General features: G+C 64.2%; 17 protein-coding genes. 10 read left to right on the forward strand and 7 right to left on the reverse strand.

Annotation, left to right across the window (positions count from 1 at the left end):
- The first annotated feature begins 34 nt into the window (after positions 1-34).
- The 4 genes from VMF11_01700 (at position 35) to VMF11_01715 (ending at position 5345) form a co-directional block, all read left to right on the forward strand.
- Positions 35-502 carry a redoxin domain-containing protein gene (locus VMF11_01700; protein ID HTU69007.1) on the forward strand — a complete coding sequence of 156 codons (468 nt, stop codon included), beginning with the start codon at positions 35-37 and terminating at the stop codon, positions 500-502.
- Positions 503-550: 48 nt separating this feature from the next.
- Positions 551-1975 carry a GTP cyclohydrolase MptA gene (gene mptA, locus VMF11_01705; GenBank protein HTU69008.1) on the forward strand — a complete coding sequence of 475 codons (1425 nt, stop codon included), beginning with the start codon at positions 551-553 and terminating at the stop codon, positions 1973-1975.
- A gap of 425 nt (positions 1976-2400) precedes the next feature.
- Positions 2401-2748, forward strand: coding sequence for a helix-turn-helix transcriptional regulator (locus VMF11_01710; GenBank protein ID HTU69009.1), 348 nt, complete (start codon positions 2401-2403; stop codon positions 2746-2748).
- A complete protein-coding gene (locus tag VMF11_01715) occupies positions 2745-5345 on the forward strand; it encodes an ABC transporter permease (GenBank protein HTU69010.1) in 2601 nt (866 codons plus the stop codon). Before VMF11_01710 ends, VMF11_01715 begins: the two co-directional genes overlap by 4 nt.
- Before the next feature lie 5 nt (positions 5346-5350).
- On the opposite strand, the gene VMF11_01720 is transcribed toward VMF11_01715, so the two are convergent.
- Positions 5351-6598 carry an MFS transporter gene (locus VMF11_01720; GenBank protein ID HTU69011.1) on the reverse strand — a complete coding sequence of 416 codons (1248 nt, stop codon included), beginning with the start codon at positions 6596-6598 and terminating at the stop codon, positions 5351-5353.
- A 170-nt stretch (positions 6599-6768) separates the two neighbouring features.
- Between VMF11_01720 and VMF11_01725 the strand changes: the two genes are divergently transcribed.
- Genes VMF11_01725 through VMF11_01740 form a run of 4 tightly spaced genes read left to right on the forward strand, consistent with a single transcriptional unit; the run spans position 6769 to position 11676 of the window.
- Positions 6769-7128 carry a PadR family transcriptional regulator gene (locus VMF11_01725; GenBank protein ID HTU69012.1) on the forward strand — a complete coding sequence of 120 codons (360 nt, stop codon included), beginning with the start codon at positions 6769-6771 and terminating at the stop codon, positions 7126-7128.
- The gene (locus VMF11_01730; protein HTU69013.1) at positions 7128-9698 is read left to right on the forward strand and encodes an ABC transporter permease; all 2571 of its coding nucleotides are present in this window, start codon (positions 7128-7130) and stop codon (positions 9696-9698) included. The genes VMF11_01725 and VMF11_01730 overlap by 1 nt, the downstream gene beginning before the upstream one ends.
- Positions 9695-10972 (forward strand): HlyD family efflux transporter periplasmic adaptor subunit, encoded by a 1278-nt coding sequence (locus VMF11_01735; GenBank protein HTU69014.1) that lies wholly within the window; start codon positions 9695-9697, stop codon positions 10970-10972. The genes VMF11_01730 and VMF11_01735 overlap by 4 nt, the downstream gene beginning before the upstream one ends.
- 11 nt (positions 10973-10983) lie before the next feature.
- Positions 10984-11676 carry an ABC transporter ATP-binding protein gene (locus VMF11_01740; protein ID HTU69015.1) on the forward strand — a complete coding sequence of 231 codons (693 nt, stop codon included), beginning with the start codon at positions 10984-10986 and terminating at the stop codon, positions 11674-11676.
- On the opposite strand, the gene VMF11_01745 is transcribed toward VMF11_01740, so the two are convergent.
- Genes VMF11_01745 through VMF11_01760 form a run of 4 tightly spaced genes read right to left on the reverse strand, consistent with a single transcriptional unit; the run spans position 11673 to position 14340 of the window.
- Positions 11673-12326 carry an NIPSNAP family protein gene (locus tag VMF11_01745; protein HTU69016.1) on the reverse strand — a complete coding sequence of 218 codons (654 nt, stop codon included), beginning with the start codon at positions 12324-12326 and terminating at the stop codon, positions 11673-11675. The genes VMF11_01740 and VMF11_01745 overlap by 4 nt on opposite strands.
- Positions 12323-12805 (reverse strand): hypothetical protein, encoded by a 483-nt coding sequence (locus tag VMF11_01750; protein HTU69017.1) that lies wholly within the window; start codon positions 12803-12805, stop codon positions 12323-12325. The genes VMF11_01745 and VMF11_01750 overlap by 4 nt, the downstream gene beginning before the upstream one ends.
- 6 nt (positions 12806-12811) lie before the next feature.
- Positions 12812-13756: a helix-turn-helix domain-containing protein gene (locus VMF11_01755; GenBank protein ID HTU69018.1), complete on the reverse strand. Its 945-nt coding sequence runs from the start codon at positions 13754-13756 to the stop codon at positions 12812-12814.
- Positions 13753-14340, reverse strand: a complete 588-nt coding sequence (locus tag VMF11_01760) for an isochorismatase family protein (GenBank protein ID HTU69019.1) — start codon at positions 14338-14340, stop codon at positions 13753-13755. The genes VMF11_01755 and VMF11_01760 overlap by 4 nt, the downstream gene beginning before the upstream one ends.
- 171 nt (positions 14341-14511) lie before the next feature.
- Here VMF11_01760 and VMF11_01765 point away from each other — a divergent pair, with 171 nt between their 5' ends.
- Complete coding sequence (locus VMF11_01765; GenBank protein HTU69020.1) at positions 14512-15858, forward strand: APC family permease; 1347 nt, start codon at positions 14512-14514, stop codon at positions 15856-15858.
- Between the two features lie 59 nt (positions 15859-15917).
- The gene (locus VMF11_01770; protein HTU69021.1) at positions 15918-16346 is read left to right on the forward strand and encodes a GNAT family N-acetyltransferase; all 429 of its coding nucleotides are present in this window, start codon (positions 15918-15920) and stop codon (positions 16344-16346) included.
- Here the strand turns inward: VMF11_01770 and VMF11_01775 are convergent.
- The gene (locus VMF11_01775; protein HTU69022.1) at positions 16327-17520 is read right to left on the reverse strand and encodes a M48 family metallopeptidase; all 1194 of its coding nucleotides are present in this window, start codon (positions 17518-17520) and stop codon (positions 16327-16329) included. The two genes, VMF11_01770 and VMF11_01775, sit on opposite strands and share 20 nt — an antisense overlap.
- 170 nt (positions 17521-17690) lie before the next feature.
- The gene (locus tag VMF11_01780) at positions 17691-21392 is read right to left on the reverse strand and encodes a TonB-dependent receptor (protein ID HTU69023.1); all 3702 of its coding nucleotides are present in this window, start codon (positions 21390-21392) and stop codon (positions 17691-17693) included.
- Between the last annotated feature and the right edge of the window lie 134 nt (positions 21393-21526).

Below are 21526 nucleotides of genomic sequence, written 5' to 3' on the forward strand. Positions count from 1 at the left end.
TCATCCGACGCCGACGCTGCAGCGTTCTTGCAATATGTTCAAACTCTTTGCGCTCGTGCTCCTTGCCGCGACGTCCCTCCAACCGGTTCTCGCCGCCAAGGACTGGATCGGTACCCGCATCCGCGCAGCCGAACTCGCCGGCAAGGTCGTGATCCTCGACGTGTTTACAGTCGATTGCTACAATTGCCGCAACGTCGTACCCACGCTGCGCTCACTCTATGCGGCGGACCATGCGAAGGGACTCGATATCATCGGGATTCACTCGCCGGAAACGCCGGCCGAGAAGCAGCGAGCGTACGTCGCGGAGAGTCTGCGGCAACAGGGCATCGTTTGGCCGGTCGCCGTCGATAATGCGTTCGCGCTGTGGGACGCGTACGGCGTGAACGCCTGGCCGACGCAGCTCTTCTTCGACCGCCATGGCCGCTTACAGAAGGTCATCGTCGGCGACTCGCAAGACGACCTGGTGCGCTCGACCACGGAGCAGCTCCTCGGCGAGCGTTAGGCAAGGGTTTAGAAGAGGCGCGCTCGCGTCGCCGAACATTCAGTGACAGTGCACGTCTACATCGGAATCGGCTCCAACCTCGGCGATCGGCAAGCGAACATTCTCGCGGCGCTGCAGCGGCTGCGCGCCTACGCCCGCATCGGGCGCGTCTCGGCTTTCTATGAGGGCGAGCCGGCCGACGGCGCGGGCGGACCGGCCTTCCTCAACGTCGCGGCGCAGATCGACACCGAGCTCGATCGCGTCGCGTTCGAACGCGTCCTGCGCGAAGTGGAACTCGCGGTGGGCCGCATCTCGGATACGCGCTTGCAGGCACGCCCGATCGACATCGATCTGCTCGCCTTCGGCGAATGGACGCATCCGCAGCTCGCGCAGCGTCCCTACAACGCGACGCCGCTGGCCGAGATCGCGCCGCAATTCGCGCAGTTTGCAAATCGAAACGGCAATAATCTGCTGCGGCGCAAGACGCGCAGCCTCCATTTTCTCGCCAATCGCCAAGAAGAAGCGCCCGACGTACGCCTCTCCCTCAATCGCGTCGGCGTCTCGCACGTGCGCCGCATCGTGCAGCTCGAGATCGACGGCACGCCGCGCGTGTTCAACGGCGAGTTCACGATGGTCGCCGACCTTTCGCCCGACAAGGCCGGCGTGCACATGTCGCGCTTCTCCGAGATTCTGGAAGAAGCGACGCTCGACGTGCTGGCCGCGTCGCCACAGCCTGCGCGTATCGAACGGTTGGTGGAAGCGATCGCGCGCGAGATCGTGCGCAGCCAGCGCGCGATTCGCGCCGACGTGCGGCTGCGCGCGGATTTCGGGCTCGAACGCTGGACGCCGGTTTCGGGCAAACGCGGCGAAGAGATCTACACGCTGGTCGGCATCGCGCACGCCGACGAAAGCGGCACGCGCCGCGTGGTAGGCGTCGAAGCCGAGGGTATGACCGCCTGTCCGTGCGCGCAGTCGATGGTGCGCGAGCATTCGCTGCACCAGTTGACGGAAGCCGGATTTTCCCAGGCTGACGCGCAGCGCGCTCTCGACGCGCTGCCGGTTGCGACGCACAACCAGCGCGGCCGCGGCGCGATTCTGCTCGGCGTCGATACCGAACACGCCGACAGCGTGCGGGCCGAGGATTTGGTCGAGATCGTCGAAAGCTCGATGTCGAGTGAGACCTACGACCTGCTCAAGCGGCCGGACGAGTTCTTCATCGTCAACAAGGCGCACCAGAATCCGAAATTCGTCGAAGACGTCGTGCGCGGCATTCTCTCGCGCGCGCTCGACATGTACGCCGACCTCCCGGACGACACGTTCGTGTTCGCGAGCCAGGTCAATTACGAGTCGATCCACAAGCACGATGCATTCGCCGAGGCATTCGGACTCTTCGGCGAATTCCGCGAAGAGCTGCAGACGGGCTCCTACGTCACAACCAAGACCGATCTCGCGTCTTGGCTAGGTACACGCCCTTCGCCTGTTCTCTCGCCGTAGCCCTTGCCATCCCGAGCCCTTCGAAGGGTGGCCGAGGTACCGTATGTTCCGAACATTTTTTCTCATCGCCGTTCTCGTAGCCGTCAGCCCGTCACCGCACGCGACGAAATCGCCGGACACGTGCTTCGCGGTCGACTGCGGCTGCCGGCCGGTAACGCGGCACGTCGTCTGCTTTGCGAAGTCCAACGGCTGCCCCACGCCGGGCCGGGTAACGCCATTGCCGGTCTCGTCACGAACCCCGTGAAAACGTATCGAGCTCGACGGTTAGCTGTGTCACCTCGTCCCTCGACTACGCTTCGCGGAGCCTGTCCTGAGCGAGCGCAGCGAGTCGAAGGGCTAGGGATGACAAGTAGCCGGCTTGACGCTATGTATCGGAATTCGATATAGTTGGTGCCAACATAGTTCGCCGACGCGAGGTTACGCCGTTGCCGACCGAGGTCGATTCGCTCCTCCCGCTCAATCCGCGTGCCTTCTACATTCTACTCTCGCTGGCCGAAGAAGAACGGCACGGCTACGCGATCGCCAGGGCGATCGAGACGATCACCGGCGGCACCGTACGGCTGACGCCTGGGACGCTCTACCCGCTGATTCGCCAGCTACTCCTCGACGGTTGGATCATCGAACTCGGTGAGGACGCCCATGATCCGCGCCGCCGCCGCTACCGGCTCTCGGCGCTCGGCAGGCGTATCGCACAGGCGGAGGCGCGGCGGCTCGATGCGCTGGTGCGTGCGGCGCGCTCCTTCGATTTGCTGCCGGCGAGTTCGCGAGCGTGAGTGTCATCGGCGTGCTGGCGCGCGCCGCGCTGCTTACCTATCCGGCCGACTTTCGCGCGCACTATCGCGACGAGATCCTCGCCGATATCGAAGCCGATCCCTCGCGCGCCCTCTCCCAACTCTTCGACCTGGTCGGAGGAGCCATCACGATGCGCGTTGACACGATTGCACGCGACGTCGCTTATGCCGTACGGCGCTTGCGCGGCGCACCGCTCTTCGTCGGCATCGTGGTGCTCACGTTCGCGCTCGGCATCGGTGCCAACGTCGCGGTTTTCAGCGTGCTCGATGCGGTCGTGCTCAAGCCGCTGCCGTTCGCCGATCCGTCTTCTTTGGCCGTGGTGACGTCGATCGACCCGCAGAAAGACGTCTTTACGGCGCTCTCGCCGCTCGACGCACAAGACATCATGACGCACTCACATGCGCTCGTGCAGGTCGCGGCCTCATTCTTCCGACAACCGACGCTGTTGCTCCACGGGAGGCCGTACGCGCTGGACGGATTGCAAGTCTCGTCGAACTATCTCTCGCTTCTGGGCGTGCGGCCGCGTCTTGGACGCGCTTTCACGGCAGCCGACGGCTCGGCGGGCGTACAGAGTGCGATCATTTCCGATCAGGTGTGGCGCGAACGGTTCGGCGCGGATCCGCGCATCGTTGGACGCAGCATCACGCTCGATGGGGCGGCGTATCGCATCGTCGGCGTGCTGGCACCCGGACAACTCATAGCCGAGGGAGGAAGAATTCGCAGTGAAGACGTCCTCACCGTGCTGCCTGCGCATCCACCGGCGGCGCAGCGCGGCGAGCGCATGGCCGGCGGTGTCGCTCGCCTCGCGCCGGGTGTGACACTGCAGCGCGCGAATGCCGAGCTCAAGATCGTTTCCGCGGATCTTGCGCGCCTGTATCCCGACGATGACAAGGGTTGGTCGTTCTTCGTGCAGCCGCTGCGCACGCTCGCGCTCGGCCGCGCCGCCTCCTCGCTCTGGGTCGTCTTCGGTGCCGTCATTGGCATTTTGCTCATTGCGTGTGCGAATGTCGGCAACATGCTCGCCGCGCGCTGGTCATCGCGCGATCGCGAACTCGCGGTGCGTCGCGCGCTGGGGGCGTCCTCGGGCCGCATCGCGGCGCAACTGCTGATCGAGACAGCCTTGCTTGCGACGCTCGGCGCCTGTTTCGGAATCGCGCTCGCATACGGTGCGCTGCACGGCCTCGCCGGTCTCGTGGAACACGCGCTTCCGCGTGCGGGGACGATCCGCATCGATGGAATGAGCCTACTCTATGCGCTGATCGTCGTTGTCGTAGCGACGTTTCTCGCCGGTCTTTCGCCCCTGCTCTCGCTTCGAGCAATGGATTTGCAATCAGTATTGAAGTCGGCCGGACGTGGCGGCGACGGTTCGCGCCGCCATCGGCTCCGCGCGGTGCTGGTCGTCCTCGAAGTAGCGCTCGCGATCGCGCTGGTAACGATCTCCGGCCTCGTGCTGCGTAGTTTTATCGCGGTGATCGACACTCCGCTGGGCGTCGATAGTGCCGGCGTCGTTGCCACCGCGCCGGTATCGCTGCCCTCGCTCGGCGCACTTTCGGCTCCGGCGGCCGGCAATACCAGCTTGCAAAACGACGTGCTGCACCGGCTGCAAGCGCTTCCCGGCGTGCAGTCCGCCGCGCTCGCGCTCACCTATCCCGTCGGCGACATGGAATTGGAGTCGCCGGCCATCGTCTTCGGGCGCCCCTATCCGCACGGAAAGCCGCCGCTGGCACTGGCGAACGCGGTCACGGCTCAGTATTTCGAGGTCTTCGGCGTCCATCCGATCCTCGGGCGCGCGTTCACCGGAGCGGATACCGCAAATTCCGCTTCCGTTGCCATCGTGAGCCGCCGGTTCGACCAAGTCTATCTGCGGGGCATGAATCCGCTCGAGGCGCGCATCCAAATTCAAACCGGCCCGACGCAATTCCACTGGGCGCAGGTCGTCGGCGTCGTCCCCGACGAGCGCATCGGCGTCGGTGCGGATTCCGATGCTGCCTCGCTCCTACCCGAGTATTACGCGCCGCTCGCGCAGCTTCCACAGCCCTTTTTCTCCGCGGTCGTGCGAGCCCCGCACCTCGATCCCCCGATCGCGGGCCGGGAAGTCGACGGTGCGTTTGCGGCCGCGATGCCGCTGACGCCCGCACCAGCGACGTTCACGATTGTTCAGCGCATCGCGAACGACACGCAGGAGGCGCGCTTGACGACGATCTTACTTGGATCGCTCGCGGCGATCGCGTTGCTGCTTGCACTCTCGGGGATCTTCGGCGTGGTCTCGTTCTCGGTCACCCAGCGGTCGCGCGAGTTCGGCGTCCGCATGGCGCTCGGTGCGACGGCGCGATCGATCGTCGGCGACGTGCTCCGGCGCGCGCTGGCGACCACGGCGATCGGCATTGCGTTCGGCTTGATCATCACGGCCTTCGCCGCGCGCGCGATCGTATCGCAGCTCGGTGCCGTCTCACCGTTTGACCCCGCGACGTTCACGAGCGTGGTCGCGATGGTTTTTCTCGCTGCGCTGCTAGCCTCGCTCCAGCCGGCATGGCGCGCCATCCGCGTCGAGCCGGCCGAAGCGCTTCGCTACGAATGAAGGAGCTACGCCGGTGCCGCTGCGAGCTGCGCACGAGCGATCAGCCGCGTGTAGCTCTTGCGATCGACGACGAGCAGCATCCCGCATAGGAAGATCAGCATGAAAACGACGGCGCTCCCGAAGGCGATGGGAAAGCCGAAGCTCGTCGCCAGCGCGGTGAGGATCAGCGAGTTGAAAGCGCCCATGATGTTCAGCACGCCGTTGTAGATGCTGTAGACGATACCCGTCGAGCCGGGATTAGGCGAGATGTCGACCACGTTGACGGCCCACGCCCCGACGGTCATGTTCATCAGGAGCTGCGCGACGCCGATCAGGAGCGCGGTCGCGGCGGCGAAACCGGCGTGAGCGCTTGCGAGCGAGCAGAGGACGCAGACAATCATGCCCAGCATCGGCACGGTCGCTCCGATCCGGCGTGCCGTCAACCGATCGTAGCGCGCGACGAGCCGATCGTTGAACGGACCCGAGATCAAGAACCCGGCCAATCCCATGAACGCGCCGAGGCTCGCCCAGCCCGCGCTCTTCAAGATGCTCAAGTGGAAGGTGTAGTACATGTACGCCGGGACCCAGTTGATGAAGGTGAAGAGGATGTAACCGAACGTGATATACACGAGCAGCATGCCGATGCCTGAGCGGCTGAAGAAGACGTCGCGAATGCCCGGCCAATCGGGACGCTCGTGCTCCTGCGAACTATTTGCGGGCCGGTCGCGAACGAATACGAACCAAACCGGGACGATGGCGAGCCCGGCCAAGCCGAAGATGAAGAAGGTCCACTGCCAACCCAGCGTCACGAGGATCAAGCCGGCGAGCAGCGTTCCGACCGCCGGACCGAGATATTGTCCGGAGCCGGCGAGGGTGAACATCGTGGAACGTTCGTTCGGCAACGCCCAGGTTCGCGCGCATTTCGCGTTGATCGGCCAAATCGGTGCCTCACCGGCGCCCATCAATCCCCGGATCACGAACCATCCGGTCAGCGATCGAGCGAACGGCGTCAAGATCGTGAATGCCGACCACCAGGTGAGCAAGAGCGGCAAAGAACGACGCAATCCAAGTCTATCCGCGACCCAACCACCCGGAAAATTGAAGAGCGCGTAGATGATGGCCCAAGCGAACGAGATCGCCCCGATCTGGTCGAGCGTGAAGCCGAAACTCTGGCGAATCGCGGGAATCGCGACGTTGAAGTTCACGCGGTCCATGTAGTTTACGAACACGCTCAGGAACATCAGACCAAAGACGACATAGCGGTGTCTGTTCACAACGCACCTCCGTTGCGTGTGGACTTACGCTCCGCCGTTACGTTTGTCATGCCGCAGCTCGTCCCGGCTGCGCTTCGCGGAGCTTGTTCCGAGCGAGCGTAGCGAGTCGAAGGATCTTGACGTCTAGGTCCACCTTTGATATATCTATTATGGATATAGGAGTACCTGGAATGGAACTACCTGCCGGCGATCCGCGTGCGCTCGTTCCACTCAGCTCGAGCGCGTTCTACATTCTGCTTGCTCTCGCGGCCGAGGAACGCCACGGCTATAGCATCGCCAAGGAAGTTGAGGACGCAACGAACGGCTCGGTGCACCTGGGCCCGGGCACGCTCTACCGTCTGATCAAGCAGATGGTGACCGACGGCTGGATCGTGGAAGTCGATCGTGTCGACTCCGAAGATCCGCGCCGCCGCTATTATCGCCTCACCCCCTGGGGCCGGCGTATCGCACGCGCCGAAGCAGCGCGTCTGGCCGACGCGGTGCGCACCGCAATGGATCGGCGCCTGCTCTCCGCGAACGCGTTTGCGTGATGCGCACGCTGCTCCGCCTCGTTCTACTCCTTGCGCCGCGCGAGTTTCGCGATCACTATGGCGCGCAGATCGACGCGGCTGCGGATGAAGGCCTGCACGCGCGCGATCTCGTCGATCTCGCCCTCACCGGAATCCGTCTGCGCCTCGAGGACTTCTTGCGCGACGCCGCCTACGCGCTGCGCCGTCTGCGCGCGGCCCCGCTCTTCGTCGCGATCGTCGTCATCACGTTCGCGCTCGGCATCGGCGCGAACGTCGCGGTCTTCAGCGTGCTCAACGCGGTCGTGCTCAAACCGCTGCCGTTCAAAGATCCGAATGGAATCGTCGTGATTTTCGATGGGGTTCGCGGCGGCGCCAAGGTGCCGGACAACCTCTCATTGGCCGACCCGCTCGACATGCGATCGGTACCAACGTTCGCGGCGACGACCGCGCTGGCCGGCGACGGCGGAACGATGCTTGCCCGGAATACACCCTTCGCGGTCAGCGGTCTCGACGTGATTCCGGATTACTTCAACATCCTCGGCATCACGGCAGAGCTCGGTCGCGTGCTCGAGCCCAGCGACGGCGATCCCGGGGTGCACGACATCGTGATTTCCGACGAGGTTTGGCGCTCGCATTTCAATGCCGACCCGAGCGTCATCGGTGAGACCGTGCGTCTCAACGGCGTCCCCGAGCGCATCGTTGGTGTGCTAAGAGCCGGTCAGCCCGCGCTCGATCCCAACGGCTCGCTGAGGTCGCAAGACTTCTACGCTGCGCTGCCCGAGCGCGCCACGTTCGCGGATCGTGAGGAACGCTACTTGGCTGGATTTGCGCGTCTGGTACCCGCGGCAAGTATCGCGAGCACGAACGCACAACTCGCGTTGCTCTCGACGCGGCTCCAGAAACTCTATCCGAAAATCGATCACGACCGCGTCTTCTCGATCGTGCCGGTACGCAGCGAGTTGCTCGGCAGCGCGGCGTCGGTACTGTGGATCATCTTCGCTGCGGTCGTGGGCATCTTGCTGATCGCATGCGCGAATGTCGGCAATCTGCTCGGCGCGCGCTGGTCGACGCGCGACCGGGAGCTCGCGGTGCGCAGCGCGCTCGGCGCGTCGGCGCGCCGGATCGGGACTCAGCTCCTGATCGAGGCCGGTGTTCTTGCGACGATCGGTGCGGCGGCCGGCGTGGCGCTCGCCTACGGTGCACTGCACGCGCTCGCCGGTCTTCTCGCAAACGCGCTGCCGCGCGCCTCGACCGTGCAGATCGACGGTGCCAGCCTGCTCTATGCAATCGGCGCAGTGATCGCGGCGACGCTGCTCGCAGGCGTCACACCGCTGCTCTCGCTTGCGAATCCCGACTTGCAGAGCGTGCTCAAGGCGGCCGGTCGTGGGGGTGACGCGTCGGCGCGTCATCGGCTGCGCTCGACGCTCGTCGTGCTCGAGATTGCGCTCGCGCTCGCGCTCGTCGTTGTCTCGGGCCTGACCGTGCGTAGTTTCATCAATCTGGTCAGCACCCCGCTCGGGATTCGCCCAAACGGGGTGATCACCAGTGGGCTGACGATGCTGCCGGAGAAGAACCTCGGCACGCTCGCCGCGCGCGCGGCAATGCAGCGCGACCTACTCGCGCGACTGCAAGCGCTCCCCGGCGTACGCGCCGCCGCCTTGACGGCGCAGTACCCTTTGGGACCGGTGAGCAACCGCAGTAACGCGCCGGTTTTTGGGCGTACATATCCGATTGGAAGCGAACCGCACGCAACGGCAAACAACGTCACGCCGGACTACTTCCGCGTGCTAGGGATTCCGCTGTTGCGCGGACGTGTCTTCGATTCCGATGACACGATGGGCTCTGCGCCGGTCGCCATCGTTAATGAGGCCTTCGCGCAGCGCTATTTGCAAGGTATGAATCCCATTGGCGTGCGCATCCTAAGCCAAGGTTGGAACGATACACCGACGAACTGGGCGAGCGTCGTCGGCGTTGTCGGTGACGAGCGCGACAAGATCGCGCAACCACCCTTTCCCGAGTTCTTCGTTCCGATGGCTCAAGGGCCGACGGCATATACCTGCGCGCTCGTCTACGCGCCGGACGTCGACGCCGCGGTGATCGCACGCGAGATGAAGGGCGCGTTTGCCGGCGCTCTGCCAACCGTACAACCTCCCGGCATGTATACAGTCGCTCAGCTCGTAGCAGACCACACCGCGCAAGAACGCTTCGCCACGATTCTCCTGGTAACGCTGGCCGTCATCGCGCTCGTGCTGGCCCTCTCCGGCATCTTCGGCGTGGTCTCGTTCTCGGTCACGCAGCGTTCGCGCGAATTCGGCGTACGCATCGCCCACGGCGCGACGACCCGCAACATCGTTGCCGATGTGCTGCGCCGCACGCTGGCGACGACCGCGCTCGGCGCGGCAATCGGCCTGGTTATCGCGGCGGTCGCGGCGCGCGCGATCGCATCGCAACTCGGCACCGTCTCCCCGTTCGATCCGATCACGTTCACGACGGTCATCGTCATGATCTTCCTCTCGGCCCTGCTGGCCTCGCTGCACCCGGCGCTGCGCGCCACGCGCATTCAACCCGTCGAGGCGCTGCGATACGAATGAGACGCTTTGCCGCCAACGAGATGGACGTCGTCCGCGCGAAGCCGCGCGGGCTCTCGCGCGGCGCGATCGTCGCCCTCGCGATCGCGCTGCTCGCCGCGGCCGCCGTCGCTGCTCTGTTCTCGCTGACGCGCACCGGCGGCGGCGTTGCCGTCGACCGGGCAAGCCTGGTTACCGACGTCGTGCAGCGCGGTACGCTGCAGCGATCGATCTCGGCCTCGGGCGCGCTGGCGCCGCAAGAGGTGCACGTCGTATCCGCCGTGCAGCCCGGTGTGATCGAGAGCGTCTTCGTCAAACCCGGAGCGTACGTGAGCGCGCAAACGGCGATCGCGCGGCTGAGCAATCCCGATCTCGATGCCGGCGTCGTCAGCGCGCGTTCGGCGGTCGACGTGGCGCGCGCCGATCTCGTCAGCGCGCAGCAGCAGGCGAAGGCCGCGGCCCTCGCACAGCGTTCGGCGTACACCTCGGCGCAAGCACAAGCCGCGATGGACCGAGCGAACGTCGTGGGAGATGCCGAGCTCCATCGCGAGGGTTTCATCGCCGGGCAAACCTACCTGATCGCGAAGATCAAGGCCTCGCAATCGGCATCGCAGCTCGGCGTCGCGCACGCGCAGATCGGCGTCAACGCGGCCGAACAAGCGGCCAAGGTCGCGGCGGCACGGGCCGAGCTCGATCAGGCGCTCGCGCAATTGCAAGCAAAGGAAGCCGAAGTCGACGCATTGATCGTGCGCGCACATTCGGACGGCATCGTGCAGTCGGTCGCGGTCGATCCCGGCGCACGCGTCGACGTCGGAACCGAACTCGCGCGCGTTGCCGACCAGCGCGCGCTCAAAGCCGTGCTGCAGGTTCCCGAAGGTCAGGTGCATTCGGTGAACATCGGGATGCCGGTGCAGATCGATACCGGCAACGGAATCGTGACCGGAAGCGTGGCGCGGATCGCGCCCTCCGCGCAAGAAGGCAGCGTCGCCGTCGACGTGAGCTTCACCGGCCAACTGCCGCCCGGTGCGCGCCCGGATCTCAACGTCGACGGAACGATCGACCTGCAGACGCTGCGCAACGTGCTCTCGGTCGCCCGTCCGGCCGGCGCCGCCGACGACACGACGATCGCTCTCTACGAACTCGATTCGCGCGGCACGCAAGCGCATCTGGTTCACGTTCGCCTCGGCGTCGGTTCGACCGATCGCATCGAGGTGCTCTCCGGCCTGAGCGCCGGCGACACGGTCATCGTCTCCGACACCTCGGCATACGGCGGTGCGCCGATGCTCGCGCTCCATTAGAAGGGGAATCCATGCTGCTCGAATTGCACGGCATTTGTAAGAGCTACCAGACCGACGAGCTGGAAACGCGCGCGCTGCGCGACATCGATCTCGAGATCGAACGCGGCGAGTACGTCTCCGTCGAGGGCCCGTCGGGCTGCGGGAAGACGACCCTGCTCTCGATCATCGGTCTGCTCGATGCTCCGACCAGCGGTTCGTACGTTCTCAACGGCCGTGCTGTCGATTCGCTCTCGGCAGGCGAACGCGCCGCAATTCGAAATCGGGAGATCGGATTCATCTTTCAGAACTTCAATCTCATCGGTGACCTGACAGTCCAGGAGAACGTCGAACTGCCCCTGACGTATCGCGGCGTTTCCAAAGGCGAACGACGCCGCCGCGTCGACGAAGTGTTGCAACTCGTAAACGTCGCGCATCGCGCGCGGCATTATCCGGCGCAGCTCTCCGGCGGTCAGCAGCAGCGCGTCGCGGTGGCGCGCGCGCTCGCCGGAAATCCGTCGGTGCTGCTCGCCGACGAGCCCACCGGCAACCTCGATTCCGCCCACGGCGAGGCCGTCATGGAATTGCTCGGCGAACTGCATGCGGGCGGATCGACCATCGTGATGGTCACGCACGACCGTCGCTTCGCAAAATATGCAAAGCGCACCATCGGTCTCCTGGACGGCTGTTTGGCGAATTCACCCGACCTCGTGGAGATGCGGCTCTAGTAGAGCGAACGCGATGCCGGCTCGAGGCGCAGATGCTCCGCCGGCCCATCGCCGAATGCCTGCCGCCAGGCCTCGATCTGCTTCGCATTCCGAGCGCGTCCGATAGCGACGAAGGCGTGTTCGCCGCTCCGTACCGGCAACCGGAAATCATTGGCCGCCGCTTCGGTCACGAAGTAGGCAACACGCTCGGCGGCCTCACGAAGTTTCGGCAATACCTCATCCTCGAAGCTGCGAACGTACGCCGTATCCGCGGCGCCCGGCAGCATCGCTATGCTGAGGGCGGCGAACCTCATGTGCTCGCCTCCCTGCGCGCGCGTGAGCCCCGACACGTCGAAACCGCTCTTCTCGCGCGCGGGACGCAGTAACAATACATTATCGGAATCGAGCAGCGTCGCGTTGGCAGCATCCCGATTCGAAAGCCACGCGTGCGAACGATCGTAGAATGCCTCGAGCGCCTCGCGGCGCGAACGCATGTCCGGAAACTCGCGAAACCACAGGTACGTATCGGGGTCACCGGCAACGCGGTAGTGCCCGATCACCCGCATGCCGCAAGCCTCCTGCGATTCGATGAACGCACGTTCGAAAAGCTCGATCAGCTCGTCGCGGCGTCCGGGACGCATGAGGTAACGCCGCAACTCGACGACACTCACGCTCGCGTGAACTCCATGATCCAATTCAGCTCCCAGCTCGCTCCGTCGTCGATGGAGAAGTGTTGCTCCCAGCGGCAGTGGTCGGCATCGAGCGGCGTCCAACGGTACCGGCTGATGATCGGCCGGCCATCGAATACGTCGCGCGCAAAGAACTCACCGATCCCGCGTTCGTCGAAGGTGCCGACGTTGGGCGTCGTCACGAGCCCACCGTCCGACGTGCCCCAATAGATGCTCCACTCACCGGTAGCCCGATCGTGGAAGCGGATCGCGCTGCCTTCGATGGGTCCGAGCGGACTTTGCGCAATGGCCTCTTCCACGTTCCCTTTGCCGCCCCAGAGCGGCCACTGCCGCGAGGTCCCTTCGAACTCGTACCAGTCGTCGTTACCGCGTAGTGGATGGCGCAGCCGCCGGTGCCGCACGATCCAGTCGCCGAATACAAAATCGAAATCACGGCTTGAGTCGCGGCGCGTCGCTTCCATAATTATCTATCGCTCCCGTGAAGGTGAATTGGCGAAGTGCGTGCGCCAGAGGCGGCGCAGTTGGCGCGCGTCGGCGAAGCCGCACCGTTCGGCAACCGAGCCGATCGAGAGCGTCCGATCGCGAAGCAGCGTGCGCGCCTGCTCGAGCCGCAACGTCGTGGCGTACGCTTTGACGCTGCTCCCGGTCGCGGCACGAAACTGCCGCGTCAGCGTGCGTTCGCTGACACCCGCGATCGCGGCGAGCGAGGAAAGCGTGAACGGAGCGCCCGCGTGTTCGACCAGCCAGTCTTGGACGAGATGCACTTCGCGACTCGTATGGTCGCGCAAAGCGAAGTACGGGCTGAGCTGTTCGTGATGGCCGGGACGGCGCGCCGTGACGACCATTTCGCGGGCGGCGGCCGCCGCGACGCGCGAACTGCAGTCGCGTTCGACGAGCGCGAGCGCGAGATCGACACCCGAGGCGATCCCCGCGCTGGTCGCGACCCGGCCGTCGAAGACGTAGAGCCGGTTGGCTTCCACTTGAGCGCGCGGGAATGCACGCTGTAGTTCATCGACGCGCTTCCAATGCGTCGTGGCCTTTCGGCCATCCAAGAGTCCGGCTGCCGCGAGCGCGAAGGCGCCGACGCACACCGAGCTCATCACCGCTCCCGCGTCATATGCGGAGCGCAACCAGCGGACCAAAGGCCGGATCGAGCGCGCGCGTGCGAGCACGTCACGGCGCAACGACGCACTGCCGGGGACGATGACGAGATCATCCGCCCCTACATCGTCCGGCAGGCGCTCTAAGTCGCATAGCGCAAGCAGTTGCGCCGAATCGACGCGTGCCGATTGCGCGGCGAATACCAGGCGGTATGGCGCGCCGGCGGCAGCAGCCTCGTGAAAGACCTGCACCGGTCCGGCGAGATCGAAGAGTTCGACGCCGGCCGGAACGACGAAGATGACGCGTTTCACGCGATCGCGCGCACGCCGGTTTCGGCTAGCGCCTCGTCGACGGTGCAAATCCGCGCGAAACGGCGGCGCAGCGCATACTCGGTGCGCTCGACGACCGCGTCGGTTCCCAACTCCTCACCGCCCGATTGGAGCAGTCTCGGAATCGGAAACGTGAGCGTCGCCTCGGTCACGAAGTCGACCTCGAAGCCGAGGTCGGCGGCGACGCGCGCGGTGGTCTCGCAACATTGCTCGGTTTGAATGCCGGAGATCGTCACGCGGCCGACTCCCATGCGCACGAGGCGTTGCGACAGATTCGTAGTCGTGAAGCAGTTACGCGAGGTCTTGTGAAGGATCGCCTCGTCAGGCCGTGGTGTAAGGAAATCCATCAGCCGGTAGTGCGGGCTCGAAACCGAGAAGTGTTCGTCGCAGTCGCCGTGAAGGAAGTAAAAAATCGGAGCATCGGCGGAGCGGAAAGCTGCGATCAGCCGCGTGACGTTCGACTCGAAAGCCGGGTTATTGCGATGCTCCCAGCGCGGAAGCGCCTTGAATGAATCTTGGATGTCGATTACCAGCAGCGCATTGCGAGGGCGGTCTGAAGCGGCCATGGGTTGGGGTTCTCCTTTCCCCCATCATAGACCGTCATTCCAGCGCCGGCGAGGCTTGCGCCGGACCGCGAGCGGACAAATCCGGCCAAAATATCCTCAGATCTTGCACCCATTCGAAATACGAGACGGTCACGGCAGGCCAACGCACCCCTGGTCTCCGATAGAACGAGAATGAATTTGGGCGAGCCGCTCGTCCGGGGCGTCGGATTGCGCGGCGCTTTGGCGGTCAACGTCATCTCGATGATCGGGATCGGGCCGCTCATCACGATCCCGCTGGTACTGGGCTCGCTGCACGGCCCGCTCTCGCTCGTGGCGTGGCTGCTCGGCGCGCTGCTGGCGCTGTGCGATGGACTCGTGTGGGCGGAGCTCGGTTCGGCATATCCGCGCTCCGGCGGAACGTACGGATACCTGCTCGAGATTTTCGGGCCGTTGCGGATCGGACGGTTGCTGGCGTTCCTGTTCGTCTGGGAAACGATTTTCATCATTCCCCTCACGCTTGCGAGCGGCTACATCGGCTTTGCAAACTACGCAGGATATCTGGTCCCATCGCTGGGTTCATCGCCGCTCGCGCTCAAACTGGTGGCGGCCGCGGTCGGCGTGATCACGATTTTCGCGCTTTATCGCGGCATCAAAACGATCGAGCGGGTGAGCGTGCTGCTCTGGGGCGTCGCCGTCTTGACCCTGCTCGCCGTCATCGCCGCCGCGTTCGCGCACTGGTCGGCGCATCTCGCGTTCGCATTTCGTTCGGCGCCCTCGATGTGGGGCGGTCTGCGAGCCGGGCTCGGGCCGGCGCTGGTGGTCGCGATGTATGACTACATCGGGTACAACCAGGCAAATACCATCGCCGGCGAGGTCGTCGAACCGCAGCGGACGCTCCCGCGCTCGATCGTCGGAGCGATCCTCCTGGTCGGAGCGCTCTACATTGCGATGCAGATCGGCGTACTCGGCGCAATCCCGTGGCAACGGTACGTTCCGCTCGCCGACGGATCGCTGCCGCCGCTTGGCCAGCACCTCGCGTCGGCGGTCGTGGAGCGCGCCTTTGGTCCGGCCGCAGGCATTTTCGTCACGATTCTGATCCTCATCACCGCCTTCGCCTCGGTCTACGGTCTGCTGCTCGGCAGCTCGCGAATTCCCTACGCCGCTGCGCTCGACGGATTGTTTCTTCGCCCCTTCGCGCATCTGCACGAGCGCCACCGTTTTCCGGATGTTTCGCTCGTCGTCATGGGAGCGATCGCCCTGATCGCGTCGTTCTTCACGCTCGATCAGGTCATCAGCGCGCTGATCGCCGCCATCGTGCTGGTGCAATCGGTCGCGCAAATCGTCGCGCTCTTCGTGATGCGCGCGCAAGGAGTGCGCGCGCCGTACCGGATGTGGCTTTACCCGTTGCCGGCGATCGTCGCGCTCGCGGCATGGGTCTACGTTTTCTGCAGCGCGGGCAGTTCGGCGATCGTTTTTGGTCTGGTCAGCATTGCCGCGGGTGCGGTGGTCTACGTCGCTACCCGGCGAGCGGCGCCGTAGCGTTGTCATCCCGAGCCCTTCGAGGAAGCGCATAGCGCGGCGGCAAAAATCGCCGCGCTATGCGCGTTTTTCTCGCCGAGAGCGTGGAGCAGCTCGCCCGGTTTCACGATCTCGTCGCGGAGTATGAGGCGAGCCTGCCGCTCGATCTGCGCCACGACGGCCTCGAACCCGGCATGACGGCGTTCGTCGCCGAAATCGACGGCGAACCGTGCGGATGTGTCGCGCTTGCCGAGTCCGACGCATCGACCGGCGAAGTCAAGCGCCTTTTCGTAAAGCCGGAGTTTCGCGGGTATGGCGCCGCGCGTGCGCTGCTTGCCGCACTCCTCGAACGCTCGCGCGAACGCGGCTACGCGCGAATCGTCCTCGATACGCACCGCGAACGCCTCGCGGCAGCGTATACGCTCTATCGCTCCCTCGGCTTCGCGGAATGCGAGCCGTGCGGGGGCGCTTCGTACGCGTGCCCGACCTTCATGGAGCTGCGGCTGTAGACGGTTCGGCAGACTCGAGGGCGCCGATGCGTTTTCCCAAACTGGGATGCGAGGCAAAGAGAAACTCGTACCACGGGGGCAGCTCCTCTTCGGCTAAATTTTGATCGCGTAACCGCCGAAACGCGGCGATGCCGTCGCGGGGTGCGCCGGTGACGTCGACGGCGAATCGATCCGCAGCCCATTCGCGTGAGCGCGAGAACGCGTTGACCGCTGGGCGAGCGGCGAGCATCCCGATACCGAGCCATGCCGCGATGCGCAACAGGCGGATGCTCTCATCGGTATCGTCGCGGCGAAGACCGATCGCCGTGAGGCCGAGCAGACCGGCGGTGAGCGCTTCGGCCAGCGCGATCATACGCCAGGTGTCGCGCGAAACGTAGTGGCCAAGTTCGTGCGCGACCACGAATTCGATTTCGCGCGGCTCGAATGCGTCGACCAGCGTATCGCCCAGAACGATGCGATGGGTGGAGCCGATCCCGGCCACGAAGGCGTTGGCTTTCTTCGTTTGCCGGCTCATGTCCATCCGTAAGATGTCGGCGTCGCCGACGCCGAAGCGCGCGGCGAGCGCGCGCAACCGTCGCTCGAGCGGTCCCTGCAGCGGCTCGAAACGGTTGAACAGCGGTAGAATATAGACCGGCACGATCAGGTTGGCCAGCACGAAGAGCGGGAACATCCCGATCGCGGCAACCAGCGGCCAGGTGCGGCGGAAGCGGCGCAGCGCGATGCCGCCCAACATCGCAAGGCCGCTCATCACAACGATCATGAGTGCACTGCTCTTGGCCAAGTCGCTCAGAAAAGCACGCTCGGATTGGTCGGTCAACCCGTACCGTCGTTCGATCTCGTAGTCTTCGACGATCGAAACCGGCAATTCGAGAAGGCTCGAGCCGATGCCGACGACCGCAACGAATGCTCCGGGCCGCAGCCAGCGCGGGAGCGGTTCGAACGCGCGCGCGATGCGAGGCGCGAGCGGTCCGTAGGCAAACGCTACGCTCGAGAGTGTCGAGCGTATGGCGCCGGCCACGGCAAGCGCTCGGCGCGCTTTGCCGTAGGCAGCAGAATCATGCGAGGGTTTACGCGGTGCGGTGTCACGACGCGCGAGCGCCTGCACCGTGCGGATCGCGACGTAACCAGCGCCCATTCCGGCAAGCAGGCCCAAGCAAAATTTTCGCGCGTTCATGCGCGTCATAGCTTGCCCAAATGAGTGAAGGGTCCCCGCCGATTTGCGGAGACCCTTCGTGCCTCGACTGGCCGCACGATGCGGCCGCCCGGCCGAACCGTCTAGCCGCACGATGCGGCTGAAGGTTCGGAGCACAGGATGTGCACCCGGCCGAAGGCCGGCCGAACCGTCTAGAGTTTGATCCTAAAGTCGAGGTAGGCGTTGAACGGCAGCGAACCGACGATCGGCGTGTAGCCGTACGCGGTCTGTGCCTGCGCCAACTCGCCGCCGGTTGCGGTGAGCGGAGCCACGTTGCCGACCGGTGCACCGTACTCCTCCGCGGTCGACGAGCCGTAGCCGCAAATCGCCCGCGAGGGAAGTCCGTAAGCACTAGTTGTCCACGGAGCCTTCGTGCCGCCGGCGCAGATATCAAAGATATTTGCAAGCGTCAGCACTGCGGTGATCCGCGGGGTGAGATCGTACGACAACTGCGTGCTCAGCGTGTATCGGGACGGAGTGATGAACGCACCCATGTTGTCGAATTTACCGGTTGAGATGTCGGGGATATACAGCGTGTCCGTACAGCTCGCCGGGTTGGCTGCATTCCCGTAGCCGCCGGCCGAGCCGTAGTAGACCGAGCCGATGGGGAATGTGCTCGCGGTGCTGCAACTCGAGGGGTCGTACCCGGTCTCGGCCAGCGGGTAGCCGTAACGATTGCCGGCGCTGAATTGCAGCGCGGGCGTGATCGCCCACTTGTCGTGCTTGTAGTTCAGCACGATCGTGGCCACGTACGGCGTGACGAAGGACGAATAGTCCCCTGCAGCCGGCGTGAACGGGAACAGGCTATACGGCCAATAGTCCGCACCGGTGCTGAAGAGCGCCTGCGGCGATGCGTTCCAGTATGGGTTGGCGACATCCGCAGCGGTGCAAGCCGACGCCGGACTGGCCGCGGTGATGCCGGGGCCGTAGCACGGCTGCACCGCGGCGCCGCTCGGTGTGGTCGGTGTTCCCGAGCCGCAAAGCGATTTCGACGCCGTGCCCGTTGCGCACGCCGACGTCATCGCGTTGTAGGCCTGGATGTTGTCGTTGATCGCGGTCAGAACCGACGAACCCGAGGTCAGGTTGCTATAATTCACGTACGCATTGGTGTAGGTGAATGCGAGCAATCCCGAGAGGCCGTTTCGTGAGAAGTCACCTTTCTGCAAGTCGAACTCGAAGCCCCGATTCGTTTGCGCGCCGATGTTCAAACCCGAGACGAAGCCGGTGGTGACGTTGAGGAAGAACTCCTGGATCTGGTCTTGTGTCTTGCGATAGAAAGGCGTGATCTTCATCGACCAGTCCGTTCCTTTGAACTGGTGCTCCCACGACAGGTCGTAGTTGTTGGAGACTTCGGGAGCGATCGGATAGGTCGGGCTCGTGCGGCCGTAGCCGAAAAACGTCGGCCCGAGATAATCCGGCAGATCCTGCTGTAGCGTGTCGTACTCTTCGAACGCCGTCGTCGGCGCTTGATCGTACCGGCCGTAGCTGGCTCGGATCACGTTGAGCGGGTTGAGCGTGTACGTAAGCCCAACGCGCGGCTGCCACACTTCGAATGTGTTGGTAACGGGGTCGTTCGTAAGTGTTGCCGGGACATAACCGGTGCCGAACGGCGCTCCCTCGACCGCCGTGTTGGTGCACCCTCCATTGCTCGCGTTGACGGCGGTCGTCACCACCGGAAGCGGAACCGCTGCGCTACCCGGCGACGCCGTGTTGTAACACATCTCGTTGTTCCAGGCATTGAACCAGAAGTTACGCGCACCGCCGGCCGTACTATTCGGGACGAATCCGAAGTCGTCGAACCGGACGCCGACGTTGAAATGCAGCTTATCGGTCGGATCCCAATTATCGGTGATCGCGCCCGAGTAGAATTGCGGCGTGACGTCGTTGTATTCGCCGTCGTAGCCGTTCTCGGTGGCGAGCCATTCGCACGGCGCGCCGCCGCAGGTTCCGGTGATCGGGGCGAAGGCTGCCGCTCCACCGGTGGCCGCCGCACCGACGGTGACGTTACCCGGGGCGTAGCCCTGTATCGTGCTGCAGCCGGTGGGTGTTCCATTCGGCATGTAGCAGATCCCCGAGTCGGGATCCGCCGAGCTCACCAGCGTTGCCATCTGCATGCCGTTGCTCTCGAACCCCGTGTACGAGTTGGTGCGTTCGGAGCTCGCCGTCGTGTACGAGCCTTGTACTTGCAGCAAGTTCTCAGGGTTGAGCTGATCGGCAAACTCCGCGCTGAAGCCGCGCGTGTGCGAGCTGACCTGATAGTCGGCCGGAATCGAGTACTGATCGACTCCCGTCTCCAGATAGTACGCGACACCGTCCGGACCGTAGTTGAGCCAGTTGGAGTAGTCGGTGTAGCCGTACATGCGCAGATAGGCATTGGAACCGAAGTTCTTCTGATATTGCACTTTGATGATGGCATCGTTGATCTGCTCGTCATCGCGGTTGTTGACTGGCAAGGTCGACCCTTGCGCGTCGGGCCACGTATACGGCGAGATTTGGCTGCTGATGTTCGCCGGATTGATCGCGGTATTCAGCCCGCCGGTGTAAACGTTGCCCGACAGATACGGAATCGAGGTGCCGATTCCGAGCGCCGGGTTGCTGAAGAGATTGCCGAAGTCGGTAATCGCGTTCGAGAGATATTCATCGATTGACGAAGTCTCGTAGAGCGCTTGGATGTCGTCACGGCCGCCGTCGTGTTTGTGCGGAATGCCGAAATGGAAATTCAGCACCGTATCGCGGTCGTACAGCGTGGTCGGAAAGACGTCCGCTGAGAAAGGCGAGTTCACGAAGCCGGGCGTTACCACACCGTCGGCTGGGTTGCCGGTCGTGAAGACACTCTGACCCGGCATCCAGGTCCCGTTCACGTAACACGACGGCAGACTCGCCGTCGGCGCAGCCGGGCACGGCGTAAAGACGGAGCCGTACGCGTTGCTGATCGACGCGCCGTCGAATTGATCGTAGACGCGCGTGTCCTGGTTGTATCCGCCGAGACCAACGTAATATGAGAAGAGCCGGTCCGGCGAGGCGCCTCCTACCTCCACGTTTGCTTTGTGATAAAACGTTGGGAAGCCGACGCCCAGATCGGACGAGGCGTAGCCGGGATACGTGCCGGTCTTGATCACCTGGTTGATGTATCCCGCCAGACCTTGACCTTGCGCATCGGCCGGCGCAGCGCCGGTATAGACCTGCACTTCCTGTTGACCGAGCGAGGTTGCCGTATTCGATGGATAGGTATCGAACGAGCGGTTGACCGGAACGCCGTCGACTTCGTAGCCGACTTGATCGAAGTCACCGCCGCGAATATAGACGGTCTGGAACCAGCCCATTTGGCCGACCGGCACGTAGGCGCCGGGCATCGTCGCGATCGCCGAATAGGCGTTGTCGAGACCGCCCCCGCCGCCCAGGCCGGTAACTTTGGCACTGGTCGCCGCATTTACCGAGTACACGTCGGAGGTCGTGCCCGCTCTGATGAGTGCGCCCGGTGCCGTCGAAACGGTCGTCGCGATGATCTTGAGCCGTGGTTTCATCGTAAAGGCGAGCGTCTGCGTTTGGTCGGCAAAGACCGTGATGCCCGCGATCGAGATAGGATCGTAATCTGCTTTTTCGAGCGACACCGTATATGTATCCGGTGCCAGCGAGAGGAACACGAAGTGTCCCGAGGCGTCGGTGGTGGTAGTGGCAATTTGCGACGCCGAGGTAGCCTTGACGGCCGCACCCGCTATCGGTTTGCCACTCGTGTCGTTTACCGTCCCGCTCAAGCCGCCGGTTGTTCCCGCCAGTACCCATGTTCCCTGGCAGAAAAATGCGACGGCCATAGCGAGTCCCACCACAGAACGCCGTAGCGTTGAGCGTTTCATGCGTTGGTTTTCCTCATTTCTGGTGTCCTAAAGAAGTATGCGAAAACACGCGGCACGCGGCCGCGCAACATCGCGCCTCAAGCATGGCACAGGAGTAGCTCAGCATGCATAACGCGAAACAACACGCACGTTAG

The organism is Candidatus Baltobacteraceae bacterium (assembly GCA_035502855.1).
GTDB lineage: Bacteria > Vulcanimicrobiota > Vulcanimicrobiia > Vulcanimicrobiales > Vulcanimicrobiaceae > Aquilonibacter.

Bases quoted from the DNA above. Each gene is read 5' to 3' on its own strand.
- VMF11_01730 (HTU69013.1), top strand. From the start codon at position 7,128: ATGCGCACGCTGCTCCGCCTCGTTCTACTCCTTGCGCCGCGCGAGTTT.
- VMF11_01700 (HTU69007.1), top strand. From the start codon at position 35: ATGTTCAAACTCTTTGCGCTCGTGCTCCTTGCCGCGACGTCCCTCCAA.
- VMF11_01760 (HTU69019.1), bottom strand. From the start codon at position 14,340: ATGGCCGCTTCAGACCGCCCTCGCAATGCGCTGCTGGTAATCGACATC.
- VMF11_01735 (HTU69014.1), top strand. From the start codon at position 9,695: ATGAGACGCTTTGCCGCCAACGAGATGGACGTCGTCCGCGCGAAGCCG.
- VMF11_01780 (HTU69023.1), bottom strand. From the start codon at position 21,392: ATGAAACGCTCAACGCTACGGCGTTCTGTGGTGGGACTCGCTATGGCC.
- VMF11_01725 (HTU69012.1), top strand. From the start codon at position 6,769: ATGGAACTACCTGCCGGCGATCCGCGTGCGCTCGTTCCACTCAGCTCG.
- VMF11_01775 (HTU69022.1), bottom strand. From the start codon at position 17,520: ATGAACGCGCGAAAATTTTGCTTGGGCCTGCTTGCCGGAATGGGCGCT.
- VMF11_01740 (HTU69015.1), top strand. From the start codon at position 10,984: ATGCTGCTCGAATTGCACGGCATTTGTAAGAGCTACCAGACCGACGAG.
- VMF11_01770 (HTU69021.1), top strand. From the start codon at position 15,918: ATGCGCGTTTTTCTCGCCGAGAGCGTGGAGCAGCTCGCCCGGTTTCAC.
- VMF11_01750 (HTU69017.1), bottom strand. From the start codon at position 12,805: ATGGAAGCGACGCGCCGCGACTCAAGCCGTGATTTCGATTTTGTATTC.
- VMF11_01765 (HTU69020.1), top strand. From the start codon at position 14,512: ATGAATTTGGGCGAGCCGCTCGTCCGGGGCGTCGGATTGCGCGGCGCT.